Raw genomic sequence first — 16,175 nt, forward strand, 5'->3', positions numbered from 1 at the left:
GTTAAAGGTTTACGCCGAGATTCCTTTGGTTTTCCGGAAGCCCGGCAATGAATGGATGGATGGTTAATTATTGGTGTCTTTTATCTTGGTATCCGGATTAAAACCCAGGATTATTTGGAAGCAGATTTTTATTGATATCAATATCGGCCTGTGGAATTGGCCATAACCACCCTTTCGCGGCGTTAAACGTCCTGGTTTCCAGCTTAACCTGCTGAAATTGCCATTTAGCGGAATTTGACGGATCGGATAGCAAAGAAGTGGCGTAACCGTATACATCATGCACCAGCGATTGATCTTTCCACCTTAACATATCGGCATAGCGGGTTCCTTCATTGTAAAACTCTACTCTGCGCTCATGACGCACAATTGCTCTTAATTGACTCTGGCTCAAACCGATTCCTTCAACAGCCTCCACTTTGGGCATATTAACCCTTGCCCGCACATTGTCAATTAACGTGTAAATTTCTGATGATGTGCTACCTGATTCAATAAGCGCCTCCGCACGCATCAGATAAATATCAGCATAGCGCATTAATATGGTATTTAACGAACAGTTATTAGGATCGGCAATGCCAATATCGGCATACTTACGTGGCCTTGCTCCACTCGGAACCACATCATTTGCCGGTATATAAGTTGTAGAGCCCCATTGAGACCCCGGCAGTACAACAGAGGCTGCCAACCTTGGGTCCCTGTTTACAAAGGGATGTTGCGGGTCATAACCAGACGACGCGCTTGTAATTGGCTGCCCATTGGTCATGTAATAAGAATTGATCAAATCCGAAGTAACATTTGGCGTGGGCCACACACTTAAAGATAACGCCGATGATGGCCACGGCTGCGACTGCGTGGTAGGGATATATTGAATATCAAAAATCACTTCGGCGTTATTTTCGTGGGCTTCATCAAACAGATTGGTGTAATTAGGATATAAGCTATAAGCGTTTAAACTGATAACATCTGACGCGGCCTGCGCGGCATCGGCCCATTTTTCGTTATACAGCAATACCTTTGTTTTGTAAGCTAACGCCGCTCCTTTGGTAGCGCGCCCTACATCGGTACCCGTATAAGATGCAGGCAAAACAGCGGCGGCATCATTAAAATCGGCAAGGATCTGGGTAAGTACAGCGCTTTTAGCCGTTCTTTTCACGTAAGAATCTGCCAGGGCTAAAACTTTGGTAATGAGTGGCACATCGCCAAAATAGGTAATGAGGTCTGTATAGGCATAGCCTCTTAAAAATTTTGCTTCGCCCACCATCTGTGCCTTTTCGCTACTACTAATGCCTGCATTGGCAACATCCTGAATAAATTCGTTAGCCCTGGAGATGATGGCGTAATCCTGGGTCCATTTGGCATAAGGGGCCCAGCTGTTGGTGGTTGTTTGCCATTCGCCTACTTCCTTTGAGCCCTGCCAGGCATCCTGGCAGTATCCGTTATCAGATTCAAATTCAAACTGGTAAAAATGAGCCGGCGTTGCATTGGGCTGAATAGCATTGTAAATGCCGATGAGCGCCATTTTTACCTGGGTATCATTTTGAAAAAAAGTAGAAGGGGATAGTTGATCTTTAGGGGATTTATTAAGAAGATCCTTTTGGCAACCTACAAGGGAAGCGATAAAAAGGAGTACTGCAATTTTATGGATGATTTTCATGATAATAGCTTTTTAAAAATTAACATTTAGGCCAGCGGTCATTATCCTAACCTGGGGGAAAGCCTCGGCCCTGGTTTGCCCGGTTGTTTGCTCAGGATCAAACCCCTTAAACTTGGTGAACGTGAATGCATTTTGCACATTGGCATACACACGCAGGGAAGTAAGCCCGATTTTTGTGAGGGCCGAGGATTTAACCGTATAACCTAACTCGATATTTTTTATGCGGATATAAGAAGCATCCTCAACATAATACGATGAGTGTATATTGTTTCTTACACCATCAAGCGTTAGGCGCGGTGTGGTGTTTGACGGGTTTGATGGAGTCCATCTGTTTAGCCACCACGTGCCAAGATTTGCAAAGCCACTAAATGGAGATGCTATTTCATAATAGGTATATCCCTGAATGCCTTGAACACCCTGCACAAAGGCACCTAAATCAAATCCTTTCCAACCAATATTAAAGTTTAAGCCATAGGTTAAATCCGGAAACTGTTTGCCAATTATTTTACGGTCATGGTTCATATCCACAACACCATCGCCATTCAGGTCGGCATATTTAATATCACCGGGCTGCGCGGTATAGTCAGATACTTTTACAACTCCGGGCTTTAAGGTATAATTACGGCTTGCATAAGCTATTGACGGATCGCTATTGTTTTGCCATGTAAAGTCTGATATCTGGTACACACCGGTCATCTGGTAACCGTAAAAGGAATTAATGGCCGACCCTACAACAATTGCTTTAGGCGAAGTAAACTGCTGCGCAACATTCATATTGGTAATTTTGTTAACAATGTGCGATGCGTTTACACTTACCGAAAGTTTAATCCCGTTATCAAACATTTTTTTGTATGAAACCGCAAGTTCAATACCCTTATTCTGTACCTCACCCGCGTTGGCAAGCGGGGCCGATTCGGCTACAGTTAGCGGAATTGGTTGAGTGAGTAATAAGTTTTTAGTGCGCTTATCAAAATAATCGGCGGTTATTTCAATGTTATTATGAAGCGTAACATCTAAACCAAGATCAAGCTGCTGGGCTGTTTCCCAGGTAAGGTTTTTATTGGTCATGGTGGTTACAGCCACGCCTGAGTATAAGGTACCTCCCAATGAGTAGTTTTGACCGGATGACAAGATATCGCTGCCGTTATAATAGGTTGAAATATTTTGGTTCCCTAACCTACCCCAGGAAGCACGCAGTTTCAGAAAATCAAGCCATTTGATGTTGCTCATAAAATCCTCCTTCGAAATCACCCATCCGCCAGAAAAAGACGGAAATGTTCCCCACTGCTTACCCTGCGCAAACCGCGAAGAACCATCTCTTCTGATATTAGCTTCAAATAAGTATTTACCATCAAAAGCATAATTCAAACGGCCGAAAAAAGAACGCAAACCAAGGTCATAGCTTCCGGCGTTATTGGTTTGTGTCGCGGCATCGCCCAAATCCAAAACACGCTGGGTGTTATTAACAAAATGAGCCCGGTAGCCGCTTTGCCAATCGTAATTAAACGCCTCTTCAGAATAACCGCCCAACAAATTAAACGTTTGCTTTCCAACCGTTTTATTGTATTTTAACAGAGACGTCAATAATGTATGAGAATCAAGCTCGCTGGAGGCTGTCAAATCAGATGGCAGGTTAGTTATTGTGCCATTTTGGTTTTGTAACGTAACGTTTGCATGAAAAGCATTGCCGCTGGTGTAGGTGGCGTTATAGCCATAGGTAACCATCGCGCTAAAACCATCCGCTATTTTATACTCGGCTTCGGCCTGGCCGCTAAAGTTGTAACGTTTGGTGAGGTTGGTGCTTCCTTCTTTAATCTCACCATAATAGTTCCGTTCGCCATTTACAGAAACCCACTGCCCATTGGCATCTTTTAACGGATGTATAGGGGCCAGGGTGGCATACCATTCGGCATTCCAAAGGTCTGTGGGTTCGTTTTTTGTACCCAGGTTGCCGGTAATATTTGCCGATACCCGCAGGCGTTTATCTTTCAGGTGGTAGGTATCCAAATTCGTCCTGAAGTCGGTCTTTTTATAATGGGTAGCTACCAAAATACCGTCCTGATTAAGCTGGCCGAGCATAAAAGCGTAATTCATGTTTTCGCTGCCGCCGGTAACATTTACCCGGTGATTTTGCATCGCGGCGTTGCCGTAATAAACTTTGAAATAATCAATATCGGGATACAAGGGATTATTGTGTGCCGCGTATTTTTGAATTATGGAATCGGGATAAAGTGGCGCGGAACCGGAATTGATTGCCGCTTCGTTGTAAAGCGTAGTGTATTGTACCGAGTTTAAAACTTTAGGCAAACGTGTTGGGCTTTGAACACCCGCGTAACCGCTGTAGCTTACGTGCACCTTTCCTGCCGAACCACGTTTGGTGGTAATCAATATAACACCATTGGCGGCCCGGCTTCCATAAATAGACGCGGAAGCTGCATCCTTCAAAACAGAAATTGACTGGATATCATTAGGGTTGGCATCATTGATATTACCCGGAAACCCATCTATTAAAACCAGTGGAGAATTATCGCCAAAAGTACCTACACCGCGAATATCAATTACAGCGTTATCGTCTCCGGGTTTTCCTGATGCCTGCAGCGCGTATACGCCCGATACTGTACCCTGCAATGCCTGGCCCGAATTTGTGAGGGGCCGATCTTCCAAATCCTTCATATTTACAACCCCTACCGATCCGGTAAGTGATGTTTTTTTCTGTGTACCATAACCAACCACTACAACCTCATTTAAATCCTTTGGTAATTCCTTTAAACGGATGTTGAGCTCGCTGCGGCCATCAACAGCAATTTCCTGCGTGGTGAAGCCTATAAAACTGACTATCAATGTACTGTTTACAGCCGGAACGTCAATTATAAATTTGCCGTTAACATCTGTAACCACACCGGTTGTTGTCCCTTTAAGGCGAATGGTTACACCGGGCAGCGGGGTCCCTTTTTCGTCGGTAACAAGTCCTTGTATTTTTTGCAATGCAAGGCTATTCGCATCAACCAGTTCGGCGGTCTTTTTTACCAAAATTGTGCGGTTAATAATTTTGTAGGTAAACGCCGTGTTTTTAAAACATTGGTCAAGGGCCTGCTCTACAGAAACATTAGTTAATTCGAGGTTTACGTTGCGTGAGGACGATAGGTCATTTATTTTGAAAAGAAAATGGTAGCTGCTTTGATCCTCAATCATCTGAAGCACTTTTTCTATCGAAATATTTTTTTGACGTATGGTCACCTGCTGACTGAAGCTCTTGGCACTCACTTGTATAAATGCTGCAATCAGGAAAAAAGCAGTGAGTTTCATGGTTAATATTATTGAGGTACAATCGGGCCATACCATGGGCATTGCCTTATGATTTAATTTCATATTTTTGTAATGTTTGGGTTAGTAATAATGTCAATTTGCCAATTGGTTTAAGCGCCCAAATGTCGCCGGGAAGTGGTTCGAACACTTTTCGGCTTTTTTATAACATCACAGGCCAGGGTAGCAGGATATTATAACTGGGCGCTTTTTTACACAGGGGTTAAATTTGTATTTCTTGTCTCATAAGCTCATTGTGTTTTAAATCAAAAATCGGGTTAGTATAATTTATAGTATTTGTTCAGTTTGGTTTATTCAGGGGCGCAACAGTCGTTACAGGTTAATCTTTTATAGTCAGGTTTTTTCCGTTCAGCGTATAATTTATGCCCATATACTTTATCATGGTAAGCACTTCAGAAAGGTTTACATTACGGGATATTTTTCCTTTATATAAAGCGTCCGCGGTTTTACCGGTGTAAATGATGTTGATATCGTACCAGCGGGCTATCTGCCGCATCATTATTGATATATCGGCCCTGTTAAATTCAAAAACACCGTTTTTCCATGCCACTGCTTCTTCGGTATTTACATTGGCGGTAATTTTCATTTCGTCGTTTTCATTCAACGAAGCCTGATCACCAGGTTTTAAGGTACCGGTAGCATGTTTTCCGCTTATCCTTACAGCGCCTTCAAGCAAAGTGGTTTTAGCGTAAGCTTCATCTGCATAATCATTTACATTAAAATGGGTGCCTAAAACAGTGATCTCGGTCCTGGCTGATTTTACGATGAATGGCATCGCTTTATTCTTGGTTACTTCAAAATAAGCCTCGCCGGTAATTTCAACCTGCCTTTCTTTTCCGGTAAAAGATGTTGGGAAACGAATGCTCGAGGCAGCATTTAACCAGGCCTGGCTACCATCTGGCAATACTACCTGGTAACTACCACCCCGCGGGGTAGAAATGGTATTGAAGGCTACTTCCTGTTTATTTTGAGGTGTCGCGTTATATACCAACTCGCCGTTATTAGTTTTTACGATACTGCTGCTCCCCTGGCTGGCTATCACCCCGTTTCTGGCCGAGTCTAAAACAATTGTTTTTCCATTGCCAAGGGTAAGCACAGCTTTATTGCCCCCCGGCGCTACATCATTTTTAGCCACACGCGCCACGGCAACGCTTTGCTTCTGGATTACACCCTCTTTTGATTTTAAGAACCAAAAAGAAGCCGCCAGGAATATCCCTATAACAGACGCGGCTACGGCCAGGCGCCTAACCCACATCAATACAACTTTAGGTTTTTCCTGGTATTGAATGCCGGCCCTTCTGTGAATTTCTATCAGCAGTTTTTCCGGGAAATTAACATCTGTTTGATTAGGATCGTTGATATCGTTATTAAACTCGGCATCCAATGCTTGTAATAATTCCTTTTGATCAGTATTTTCTAAATAATCGAGCAGCCAACGCTTATCATCAGTTGTTAATTCCTGTTTATGAAGCAATTGCAAAAGTTTTTTTCTTGCGTCTTTCATCATTGGTACCCGGTAAGATTAAAGTTTTACGTATTGAACAGGAATATCAACTCCACCCTGAAGCTTTCAGTAATGGCAATTCAACAGTAAAATTTATTGGTTTATAATTGTTGTTTACACACTAAATACTCAGAAATTAAAAAAGGAGGGGGTACCAAATGAAAATATTTTTATTTTATTTTCAGAAAGGCAAAAAAACAATTATTTGTGGTTGACGCGTGCGATTGCTTGCCCGTTATTGGTGGCAATTAATTAGTGGAGTATTTCAAAAGCAACAACCAGGTAGATGTACACAACAGCGTCAATAGGGTGTTGTTGTACGTAGTCTTTAATATTTTTTACCGCGATGGCTAAATATTCCTTTACAGTGTATTTAGATATATTAAGTTCGATGGCGGTTTCTTCACAGGATTTGCCCTGTAACTTGCACAGTTCAAAAACCCTCCTTTTTTGAGGCGATAGGTTACGGAAGGCTTCATCGAGTAATTTCAGTTTGGCTTCTTTCAAAAAAACATCAGCAGATTCATCTTCGCACTCCCAATCGTTTTCTACATGCTTAAACAGCAAAGATTCTTTCAACATTTTTTTTATCCGCGTAATTGACTTATTGTAACTTACACCAAATAACCAACCGGATACGGGCTTTTCATAATCGAGCGTCATCCGCTTTTCCCATAACGACACAAATACGTCCTGCATCACATTTTTTGACTCTTCGGGGTCCTTTACCAGTTTTAAAATGTTCTTATAGATGCCGGCGCGATATTTTAAATACAATTGATCAAAAGCTTTAACATCGTCGTTTTGCAACGCAATGACCAACTCATTATCATTAAGGTATCCTGTGCCCATTACGGAATTAAAAAAAACGGTTTAACTGGTGTAGTAGCAAAGTATCGTGGCGATACCTTCAATATGTAAACGTATAAATAATTGTTAAATTAACAAATAAAAATATCGGGTTGTTCAGGATAGCCACTTATTGAATTAAGTGGCATTAAACAGTTGGCGCACCTTGCTGGCGAAAGCATAAAGCATTGATTTACATTAACCCTATAGCTAAAACAGTTAATTTATAGAATCGTGCCATTTAAAAAAGCCATGCTTAAATTTATTTTTAACTAAGTCCCAAGGCTCAATTAAAAATCTCATTATTTGCAGTTAAAATGATAGGCGCTCCATTGGTTACGATGATGGTATGTTCGTGCTGTGCTACGTAGCCCCCTTTATCGCCAATTAAATCCCACTCTTCGGCACCTTCGCGTGCGTAGGTCGATTTTGTGGAGATAAACGTTTCTATAGCCACCACGGAGTTTTTGCGAAAGCGCTCCTGATTAAAACGATCATAACAATTTAAAATCTCTTTGGGCGATTCATGCAGGCTACGCCCAACGCCATGCCCTGCCAGGTTTTTTATAACAGTGAAGCCGCGTTTAGCCGCTTGCGTTTCTATAAACCTGCCAATCTCTGCTATTTTAACGCCGCCTTTTATTTGCGCAATAGCATCTTTCAGTATTTGTTTAGATGCATCCACCAATAAACCATGCCCATGGGTATCATCGCCCAAAACAAAGGAGCCGCCATTGTCTGCCCAAAAGCCATCTAACTCTGCCGATACATCAATATTGATAAGATCGCCATTCTGGAATATTTTATTTGCCCTTGGTGTACCATGCGCTACTTCGTGGTTAACGCTGATACAGGTATGCCCCGGAAACTGGTAAGTAAGCATTGGTGCCGAAACCGCGCCGAAACTGCTTAACATGCTTGCACCAAACTCGTCCAGCTCTTGTGCCGACATACCAACACGGCAATGTTCGCGCATGGCTTTTAAGGTAAGCGCTACTGCCTCACTTACCTTTCGCATTCCTTCCTGCTCTTCAATAGAGTTAATAGACATAATTGTTCTGATATTAATAAGTAAGTGCCACAGGCTATTTAAAGTTGACAAAAGTTACCGTGGCTTTCAACATTACCGCTGCTTTATAAGTACCAGGCAAATAACGGCCTGTATGTTGTTGCCTGGTACAAATAATGTAAACAGATTCAAAATTAAGGCAAATGTTTATAAAACCTACGCCACTTTGTAAACGAGGTAAGAAAATGTCGGCTCGATAACAAAACCGCTCCATTTTACATTATATTTTGCGGGCAGATTTTGTGGTTTTGCCCCAGGCATAACAAGCTTTTAAAGTTTACAATTTTGATTTCAATCTACTTAAGCCTTCTTGCGTAATATTCAAATAATTTGCCACCAGCCGGTTTGGCAGGCGCTTTATAATTTCGGGGTTTTCCTTAAGGAGTGCTAAATAGCGTTCGGTAGCATCGTTGGTAATAAAACTCATTAACCGTTTGGTGTTTATTACGTAAGCATATTCCAGCTGATGGCGATAAAATTTCTCCCAGGCGGGCAGGGTTTCTACCAGGTAATAAAAATCCTTCCTATCCATGTAAAGCAGTTCAGAATCCATTACGGCTTCAATATATTCCATTGATGGGTTTTCGGTAATAAAAGATACCATTGATGACGATGCATCATTTTCAAAGATGATGCGCCGGGTAACTTCGGTGCCAACATCTTTTATAAAATAAATACGCAGGCAGCCTTTTACCACAAAATACATCCGGGTAGATAGGCTGCCTTCGTGCAATAAAATCTCCTTTTTTTTAACCAACCGGGTTTTAAAGTGCGAAAGTACCAACTGCAAATCGTCATCGCTCATTTTAACCTTTTTAAGGATATATTTGGCTAAAGTTTCTTTCATAAATAGAGAATTTATCACTCAATAAAGTTATGCCTTTTGGCTAATAAACTTAGGGTAGATTAATAGTGCGGCAAACGCCGCTATAAAAGCGTTTATTAAAAACACCCTATCAAAACCATAAGTTACTGACTGCGCCGAACCGCCTGTTTTTGCAGCGCCCGACACGCCCGATAACACCGCGAAAATAACGCCCATAACCGTTGTGCCCGTTATTTGCCCCAATATACGCGACAGTGACAGGAACCCACTAAGCAGCCCGCGCTGATCTGCTGCCGCAACTTCCATCACTACGGTATTGTTGGGTGTTTTAAAAAAGTTTAAGCCCAGCGCAATGATCCCTATCCGCCAAAGGTAACCTGTAATATTTGCGGCCGGGGTAATGGTGCTCATGCAAAAGCATCCAATAGCAATGGTAATTACCGCGTAAAACATCACCCGCTTTGCACCATACTTATCGGCAATTTTACCGGCGTAAATACTTAAAGCTACGGTTAACAATGGCCCAAAAGACATAATTAAACCAACCTGCACCAAACTGTAGTTGGCTGCCTTTAAAAGATAAAACGGCGGCAATATTACTGTAGTAATAATAACCGTATAAACAAGCACGGTAGCCACCAGGTTTTTACTGATAAGTCGGTTTTTAAAGATGGCTATATTGATTAGGGGATGCCGTATCCGTTTCTGCAAGTTAATAAATGCGACCAAACCCAAAACGGTGATAGCCAGCAATGTTAAAACCACGGGGTTGTTAAACCCGCTTTTTTCAATCATGGTAATGCCAATGCAGTAGCAGGATAGGGTTAATGCCAGCAAAATTATCCCGGCCCAATCAATGGAGATTGTTTTTTTAACCGCAGGACTCAAAACATATTTATAACCCAACAGGTAGGCTACTATCCCAAACGGAACATTTACCAAAAACATGGATTGCCACCCAAAAGTTGAAAGCAGCAGCCCGCCAATGGTTGGTCCGCTGGCAATACCAAGCGCGGTTATGGTTGATAAGATGCCCATTATTTTACCCAATTGTTTTTTGGGCGTAAGTTCTGTAGCGATAGCCATACTTAAAGCCAGAATTAAAGCCGCCCCCAGCCCCTGCAAAGCGCGAAAAGCAATAAACAATGCTGCGCTGCCCGCCAACCCGCAAAGCAGCGACGCTGTGGTAAATATGGCTATACCGGCCAGGTATAGTTTCTTTTTACCTACAATATCGCCAATTCGGCCGGCAACGGTAATTAAGGCGGTAAGCACCAACAGGTAAGCCAGCACAAACCACTGCGCCGAAGCAAAAGTAGTTTTAAGCGTTTTAATCATGGTTGGCAAACCCACACTTACGATGCTGGTATCCAGGTTCATCATAAACAAGCTGATGGAAATACCCGCGATAGCGAGGTTTAAATTGGATATAACCCGGCCCGAATTTTCTTCAGTACCCGTATCTTTAAAGATTTCTAACGTTTCTGTTTTCATGCTACAAAATTGACCAGCAGCAAATGAATAAACATTGATGTGTGTTAAAAAATGGAGGGAGAGGTTACAATTAACCTGATTTTTTAAAAGCGGGTTATCAATCTGGCAAAACCAATTTTACCTGCTGGCCCGCAACGAAAAAATCAAATGGAAGCCGCTCTAAACTTAACGGCTTGAATATAAATATATCAAAACGAGGATTGCCATTTTCGTCGAGCATCCTTGGAATATCGGTGTAATGATAAACAGGTATCCCGCCAAAAAGCGCGCCCTCTTTTAGCTCGAAATCCGATTGCCCCCTAATTAACCGGGCAAAAATAAAATCGCCCCTATTGTGGAGCCAGTAAATATTTACAACTTCAAAAGTCCACTCCATACAAGCAGCAAGCTACAAAATTCAAGGCATAAAAAAAAGCCCCGCGGACATGCGGGGCTTTGCTCCTGAGGCTGGGCTCGAACCAGCGACCCTCTGATTAACAGTCATATTTTACACATTACTGGTATTTTGCAATTCATTGTTATGTATTGATAATCAACATTTTATATATTTTCATTATTGGGTAATTTGTGATATTTTGCGATTTTTTGTCCATTTTTCTGCAAATTTTCTGCAAATAATTCAATCATTTTTCTTATATTTGTATTAGTAAATTGCACTATAAATCAGCATTTTATCTCATTTATTGCGATGCTTACATTTTTTTTGTTTCTGCAAATTTATACATTTAATTATTAAAATCATGAAAGCAGAGGTTTCTTTATATCTGGACACAAGACGGGCATTGAAAGATGGCACTTACCCTTTAAAACTACACGTTTATTTTACCGCAAAAATGGAACGGTGGTATAAAACTGATTACAAATTGAGCAATGAACAGTTTGAACAATCTTATTTGGCTGCCAAGCCAAGAGGAGAACTTAAGGAACTTAAAATTGAGTTGGATGCTATTATACAAAAAGCGGCAGAACTGGCTAAGGATTTAGGTGATAGCTTTACTTTTGAAAAATTTGAACGCAAGATGTTCCGTACCAAAGCAAGCGCCAATAATGTTATTGACCATTTTGGTGCTTATGTAAAAGTACTGGACAAAAATGAGCAGATCGGCACAGCTTCCAGTTACAATTGCAGCATTAATTCTATTACCGCTTATTTGAGTGAGGGTAAAAAAAATCCGGTTACGTATATTCCTTTTACCGCACTTTCAGCCGAAGTTTTAAATAAATATGAACAATGGATGATTTCCAAAAATAGTTCCAAAACAACAGTTGGCATTTATATGCGTAATTTAAGGGCGATCTTTAATAAAGCAATTGCAGCCGGGGACATTTCCCCTGAACTTTATCCCTTTAAAACCTATAAAATCCCTAACGGTAAAAATGTAAAAAAGGCGTTGGAAACACCTGATCTTAACGCTTTGTATATTGCAGATGCCACAGATAGCTTTATGCTAAAGGCCAGGGATTTCTGGTTTTTCAGTTACCAGTGCAACGGAATGAATTTCAGGGATATTGCTGAATTAAGGTTTAAAGATATTCATGACACCTATTTTTCATTTTTAAGGCACAAGACGAAAAATACTACAAAGGAAGACCCGACACCTATTGTTGTTCCCTTGACCAGCTATATTAAAGATTTTATTAAAAAGTATGCCAACGAAAAAGGTAAGCCTAATGAATACTTGTTTCCCATATTCCAGACAGGCATGTCAGCAAAAGAGCGGCATCGAGTCAACCAAAATTTTATCCGGTTTGTAAACCAGCACATGCAAAAATTGGTCGATCAGTTAGGCTTATCATTTAAATTAGGCACGATGGTAGCCCGCCATTCATTCACTACCCAGGCAACCCGTACAATGGGTCTGGAATTTGCACAGGAAGCTTTGGGGCATACAACCATGAATACAACACAGAACTACTGGAAAGGCTTTGAAAATGATGCTAAAAAGAGCATGGCAGAAAAGCTTATGGAATTTACAGTGGCAAAACCAACAGTAATTCAAGAGGCCGTTTGAAACGGCCTCTTATCAATACCAACCTACTTGCGGCATATCGAAAACAAACAGGGAAGGACGCTTTTGACCCGCTGTGCAATACGCCATGCAAGTCAAGAACACACCATTCCATTTTCACCATGTAAGCAACCAAAAGCGGGAGCCGGGTCAATAGTCAAGGCCGGGCCACCGCTAAAAAACAAAACAAAATGGCCCGCTCTGCATGGCCTTTACTTTTTACCCGGCGGTGGCTATCTTCGCGGTACTGGTGAATATGGGATTTGGGAATTTTTACTACACCCAGTTTATCGTACCATCCATAAGAACTCAAAACTCAAACCCCTCAACAAAAAAATCATACTTTGCATAGGAAAGCCGAAGAGTTGGCTTTGGACAATCAAAGTCAATATCCGACTCATTATAATCTTTTGCTATTTCTTTAGAATTTAGCACCTTTAAATGATCCTAAAAATGGCCAGAATAGAATTTGCAACTATCTCACAATTAGCTACATTCAAAAAGCAATAAATAAATAACACTGCAATAAAAAATTTATTGCGCGGATTCAAAAATGGAGAATTAAATTTTAATTCGATACTATGACATTCCTGCTTATTTTTACAAGATGCCATTACACGTCAATATTGAAGATTTATTAAACGCTCGTTCTGTTGAATCGGAACGGCTCGAATTTAAAGAGGGGTGGAATCCTGATGCCATATACCGTTCAATTTGTGCTTTTGCGAATGATTTTGAAAATGTGGGTGGTGGCTATATTCTGATTGGCGTGAAAGAAGAAAGCGGGATTGCCAAGCGTCCCGTTGTAGGTTTAAGTGCCTCCAAGATTGCCTCGATTCAAAAAGAGATGATCGGGTATAATAACCTGATTAACCCCGTTTACCATCCTAAACTCTTTATTGAGACTGTGGATGGCCAGCAAATTTTAGTTATTTGGGTGCCCGGTGGCTCTAACCGCCCTTATGAAGTGCCTGAACAAATTACGGCCAAACAAAAACGATATTCTTATTATGTTCGTAGGTATGCCAGTTCTGCTGTTGCAGATATGGAAACTCAGCAAGAACTGATTAGTCTGGCCAACCAAATTCCTTTTGATGACCGCTCTAATCAATATGCCAGCATAGATGATATTTCAATGGTACTCATTCAGGATCATTTGCGCCTGATAGGCAGTAAATTGATGGAAACTTCCGATCAGCATACCAAAACGGAAATATTAGAACAAATGCTCCTGGTTGATGGCCCGCCCGAACACCGCTTTCCCCGGAATGTGGCATTGATGATGTTTAATGAACACCCGGAAAAATTCTTTCCTGCCACCTGGGTGGATGTCGTGTATTTTCCAAGGGGTGAAGGAGAATCTGAATTTCTTGAATACCCGCGTATTACAGGCCCCGTACCTACTTTAATCAGAAAGACACTGGACTTATTAAAAACAAACTTTTTAAAGGAAAAAGTCATTAAGCAAGCTGACAAGGCCGAAGCAATCCGTATTTGGAATTACCCTTACGCTGCACTGGAAGAAGCTGTGGCGAATGCATTATTTCATCGTGATTATCAACTGAGGGAGCAGGTTGAAATCCGGGTTTCACCGGAATCCATCGTGCTGCTTAATTATGGTGGCCCTGATCGCTCTATCCGTCAAGAAGATTTTATCAGCGGCAGGATAAGGCCGCGCCGTTACCGCAACCGCCGTTTAGGAGATTTTTTAAAGGAACTCGATTTAACGGAAGGCCGTGCTACAGGTATTCCCTCTATTAAACGTGTTTTGGAACGTAATGGCTCTCCTGAACCATCTTTTCGCACAGATAATGAACGTACCTTTTTCGAAGTAGAAATATTTTGTCATTCTGCTTTTAAAAACGATGTTATTCTTATAGATGATGCCCAAAAGGAAGTGGCAAGTAATAAGGAAGGTAATAGAGATGGTAATAGGGATGGTAATAGGGATGGTAATAGGGATGGTAATAGAGATGGTATTTTGTTATCCCCGAAACAAAAGGAAATATTAAACTTTTGTCAAAACCCCCAAAGCCGGGCAGATATATTTGATCACCTCGGCATTTCGAACCAGCCCAAAAATTACCGCCTGCATATTTTACCACTAATACAAGCTGGTTATATCACTCTTACCGAACCTGATAAACTTTCCAGTAAATATCAAAAGTATCAAACCAGCAATACGGCCCCCGCTACCTGAAATCCTTGCAATAAAATTTATTGGCCGTCAGTTAAAGGGATTTACAGTAGCGCCGTTACATGCTAAAGTTCAATACACTTATCGGTATGGTAGAGCGAATGCTCGTTACGCTGAACGTAGCCAAGCTGATTGGTCAGCAATTTTGTATGACCTATTTTAAACTCAGGAATATTTTGATGGTGATGCCCGTAAATCCAATAATCCGGTGTGGTGTCTAAAATCAAATCATCAAGTACCGTTGCGAAGGCTTCGTTTAAGAAGTCGCCTTTATATTCTGGCGGATAGTTTTTAAATGTGGGTACGTGATGAGTGATTACCACTTTTTTTTCCGTTGTTTCTATCTCTAAAGCAGGTCGAAGAAATTCAACACAGTCTTTATGAAAACCATTGTAGTCAGGGACTTGCATACGCTTTCCGTTGTAGCTGATTTGATAAAAGTCATTTAAACCACGTTCAATTCGCCAGCCATTTAGCAAACTAATGGACGACCACAACGTGGAAAATAGTAACTGATGCGCGCCAATTTTTTTAACCACATTATTTATCAATGATACATTGCTTCTGATCTTTTCCTCAAATGTCCCCGATCTATTTGAAATATCACTTTGATAGTACTCGTGATTTCCTGGTATCCAATAGGTTGCTTCAAAGTGATCGCTGATATAATTAAAAAAGTCTTTCTGTCTGTCTATTCTGGCAAACAAAGTAATATCGCCAGCCAATATTAAAATGTCGCCTATAGGCTTAATGGGGTTAGCTTTTATATAAGCCTCATTTTGGGGAAACTCTAAATGAAGATCGGAGCAATACTGTAGAATCATGGTATTTCAAAATTAAAAAAATGAGCTTTATAATCTTTATTCGGATCGATCATTTGATTTAACTTTTTAAAATCACCTATTTGTATCGGGTTTAAATGGGAACGATATTAAAATAATTTGACATGAAATTTACCATTACAATAATTGTAACTGGATTCTGAAAGTTTGATTTATTATATTTGCATTATCATTTGCTGCCCGCAAGACAACAAACTTAATAAAGTTTGTTTGGGCCTTACAGGTAAGACCGACCGTTATGTCGGCGACTTTTTTCTGTATTGTTTCGTGGTGTAACACCGAAGCAATTTTTCAATATTTTGCCTCAAATTACTACTGATTTTTGTTGTGGAGATTCTGTTGAACTTGACCACCACATTCCGGCGCAAGCTGACCACCCATTCCGGGCGAAACTGACCAGTGCATTCCGG

Annotated in this window: 12 protein-coding genes; 3 read left to right on the forward strand and 9 right to left on the reverse strand. The window is 41.1% G+C overall.

Translation table 11 applies throughout. From position 1 onward, the window contains the following. Positions 1–97: 97 nt before the first annotated feature. The 8 genes from QWZ17_RS06485 to QWZ17_RS06520 all read right to left on the reverse strand — a co-directional run bounded on the left by QWZ17_RS06485 (position 98) and on the right by QWZ17_RS06520 (position 11,093). Positions 98–1,651, reverse strand: a complete 1,554-nt coding sequence (locus QWZ17_RS06485) for a RagB/SusD family nutrient uptake outer membrane protein (RefSeq protein WP_290304247.1) — start codon at positions 1,649–1,651, stop codon at positions 98–100. A gap of 12 nt (positions 1,652–1,663) precedes the next feature. Further along, complete coding sequence (locus QWZ17_RS06490; protein ID WP_290304248.1) at positions 1,664–5,020, reverse strand: TonB-dependent receptor; 3,357 nt, start codon at positions 5,018–5,020, stop codon at positions 1,664–1,666. A gap of 274 nt (positions 5,021–5,294) precedes the next feature. Next, complete coding sequence (locus tag QWZ17_RS06495) at positions 5,295–6,482, reverse strand: FecR family protein (RefSeq protein ID WP_290304249.1); 1,188 nt, start codon at positions 6,480–6,482, stop codon at positions 5,295–5,297. Positions 6,483–6,731: 249 nt separating this feature from the next. Beyond that, positions 6,732–7,331, reverse strand: coding sequence for an RNA polymerase sigma factor (locus QWZ17_RS06500; protein WP_290304250.1), 600 nt, complete (start codon positions 7,329–7,331; stop codon positions 6,732–6,734). A 283-nt stretch (positions 7,332–7,614) separates the two neighbouring features. Beyond that, on the reverse strand, positions 7,615–8,379 hold the full coding sequence (gene map / locus QWZ17_RS06505) for a type I methionyl aminopeptidase (RefSeq protein ID WP_290304251.1): 765 nt from the start codon (positions 8,377–8,379) through the stop codon (positions 7,615–7,617). 295 nt (positions 8,380–8,674) lie between these two features. Continuing rightward, complete coding sequence (locus QWZ17_RS06510) at positions 8,675–9,244, reverse strand: Crp/Fnr family transcriptional regulator (RefSeq protein WP_290304252.1); 570 nt, start codon at positions 9,242–9,244, stop codon at positions 8,675–8,677. A 27-nt stretch (positions 9,245–9,271) separates the two neighbouring features. Further along, complete coding sequence (locus QWZ17_RS06515) at positions 9,272–10,717, reverse strand: MFS transporter (RefSeq protein ID WP_290304253.1); 1,446 nt, start codon at positions 10,715–10,717, stop codon at positions 9,272–9,274. A 97-nt stretch (positions 10,718–10,814) separates the two neighbouring features. Next, positions 10,815–11,093 (reverse strand): hypothetical protein, encoded by a 279-nt coding sequence (locus QWZ17_RS06520; RefSeq protein WP_290304254.1) that lies wholly within the window; start codon positions 11,091–11,093, stop codon positions 10,815–10,817. A gap of 364 nt (positions 11,094–11,457) precedes the next feature. Here QWZ17_RS06520 and QWZ17_RS06525 point away from each other — a divergent pair, with 364 nt between their 5' ends. From QWZ17_RS06525 to QWZ17_RS06535, 3 genes are all read left to right on the forward strand, one after another. Further along, a complete protein-coding gene (locus QWZ17_RS06525; RefSeq protein WP_290304255.1) occupies positions 11,458–12,729 on the forward strand; it encodes a tyrosine-type recombinase/integrase in 1,272 nt (423 codons plus the stop codon). Positions 12,730–12,931: 202 nt separating this feature from the next. Further along, positions 12,932–13,078 (forward strand): hypothetical protein, encoded by a 147-nt coding sequence (locus QWZ17_RS06530; RefSeq protein ID WP_290304256.1) that lies wholly within the window; start codon positions 12,932–12,934, stop codon positions 13,076–13,078. A 255-nt stretch (positions 13,079–13,333) separates the two neighbouring features. Further along, positions 13,334–14,926 carry an RNA/DNA-binding domain-containing protein gene (locus tag QWZ17_RS06535; protein ID WP_290304257.1) on the forward strand — a complete coding sequence of 531 codons (1,593 nt, stop codon included), beginning with the start codon at positions 13,334–13,336 and terminating at the stop codon, positions 14,924–14,926. A 62-nt stretch (positions 14,927–14,988) separates the two neighbouring features. Here QWZ17_RS06535 and QWZ17_RS06540 read toward each other — a convergent pair whose 3' ends face one another. Next, a complete protein-coding gene (locus QWZ17_RS06540) occupies positions 14,989–15,747 on the reverse strand; it encodes a metallophosphoesterase (RefSeq protein WP_290304258.1) in 759 nt (252 codons plus the stop codon). Positions 15,748–16,175 lie beyond the last annotated feature (428 nt).

Source organism: Mucilaginibacter flavus (genome assembly GCF_030409315.1).
Taxonomy (GTDB): Bacteria; Bacteroidota; Bacteroidia; order Sphingobacteriales; family Sphingobacteriaceae; genus Mucilaginibacter; species Mucilaginibacter flavus.

What these genes read in the sequence shown, in the direction of transcription:
- QWZ17_RS06485 (WP_290304247.1), bottom strand. Translation starts at nt 1,651, where the DNA reads ATGAAAATCATCCATAAAATTGCAGTACTCCTTTTTATCGCTTCCCTT.
- QWZ17_RS06490 (WP_290304248.1), bottom strand. Translation starts at nt 5,020, where the DNA reads ATGAAATTAAATCATAAGGCAATGCCCATGGTATGGCCCGATTGTACC.
- QWZ17_RS06495 (WP_290304249.1), bottom strand. Translation starts at nt 6,482, where the DNA reads ATGATGAAAGACGCAAGAAAAAAACTTTTGCAATTGCTTCATAAACAG.
- QWZ17_RS06500 (WP_290304250.1), bottom strand. Translation starts at nt 7,331, where the DNA reads ATGGGCACAGGATACCTTAATGATAATGAGTTGGTCATTGCGTTGCAA.
- map (WP_290304251.1), bottom strand. Translation starts at nt 8,379, where the DNA reads ATGTCTATTAACTCTATTGAAGAGCAGGAAGGAATGCGAAAGGTAAGT.
- QWZ17_RS06510 (WP_290304252.1), bottom strand. Translation starts at nt 9,244, where the DNA reads ATGAAAGAAACTTTAGCCAAATATATCCTTAAAAAGGTTAAAATGAGC.
- QWZ17_RS06515 (WP_290304253.1), bottom strand. Translation starts at nt 10,717, where the DNA reads ATGAAAACAGAAACGTTAGAAATCTTTAAAGATACGGGTACTGAAGAA.
- QWZ17_RS06520 (WP_290304254.1), bottom strand. Translation starts at nt 11,093, where the DNA reads ATGGAGTGGACTTTTGAAGTTGTAAATATTTACTGGCTCCACAATAGG.
- QWZ17_RS06525 (WP_290304255.1), top strand. Translation starts at nt 11,458, where the DNA reads ATGAAAGCAGAGGTTTCTTTATATCTGGACACAAGACGGGCATTGAAA.
- QWZ17_RS06530 (WP_290304256.1), top strand. Translation starts at nt 12,932, where the DNA reads ATGGCCTTTACTTTTTACCCGGCGGTGGCTATCTTCGCGGTACTGGTG.
- QWZ17_RS06535 (WP_290304257.1), top strand. Translation starts at nt 13,334, where the DNA reads ATGCCATTACACGTCAATATTGAAGATTTATTAAACGCTCGTTCTGTT.
- QWZ17_RS06540 (WP_290304258.1), bottom strand. Translation starts at nt 15,747, where the DNA reads ATGATTCTACAGTATTGCTCCGATCTTCATTTAGAGTTTCCCCAAAAT.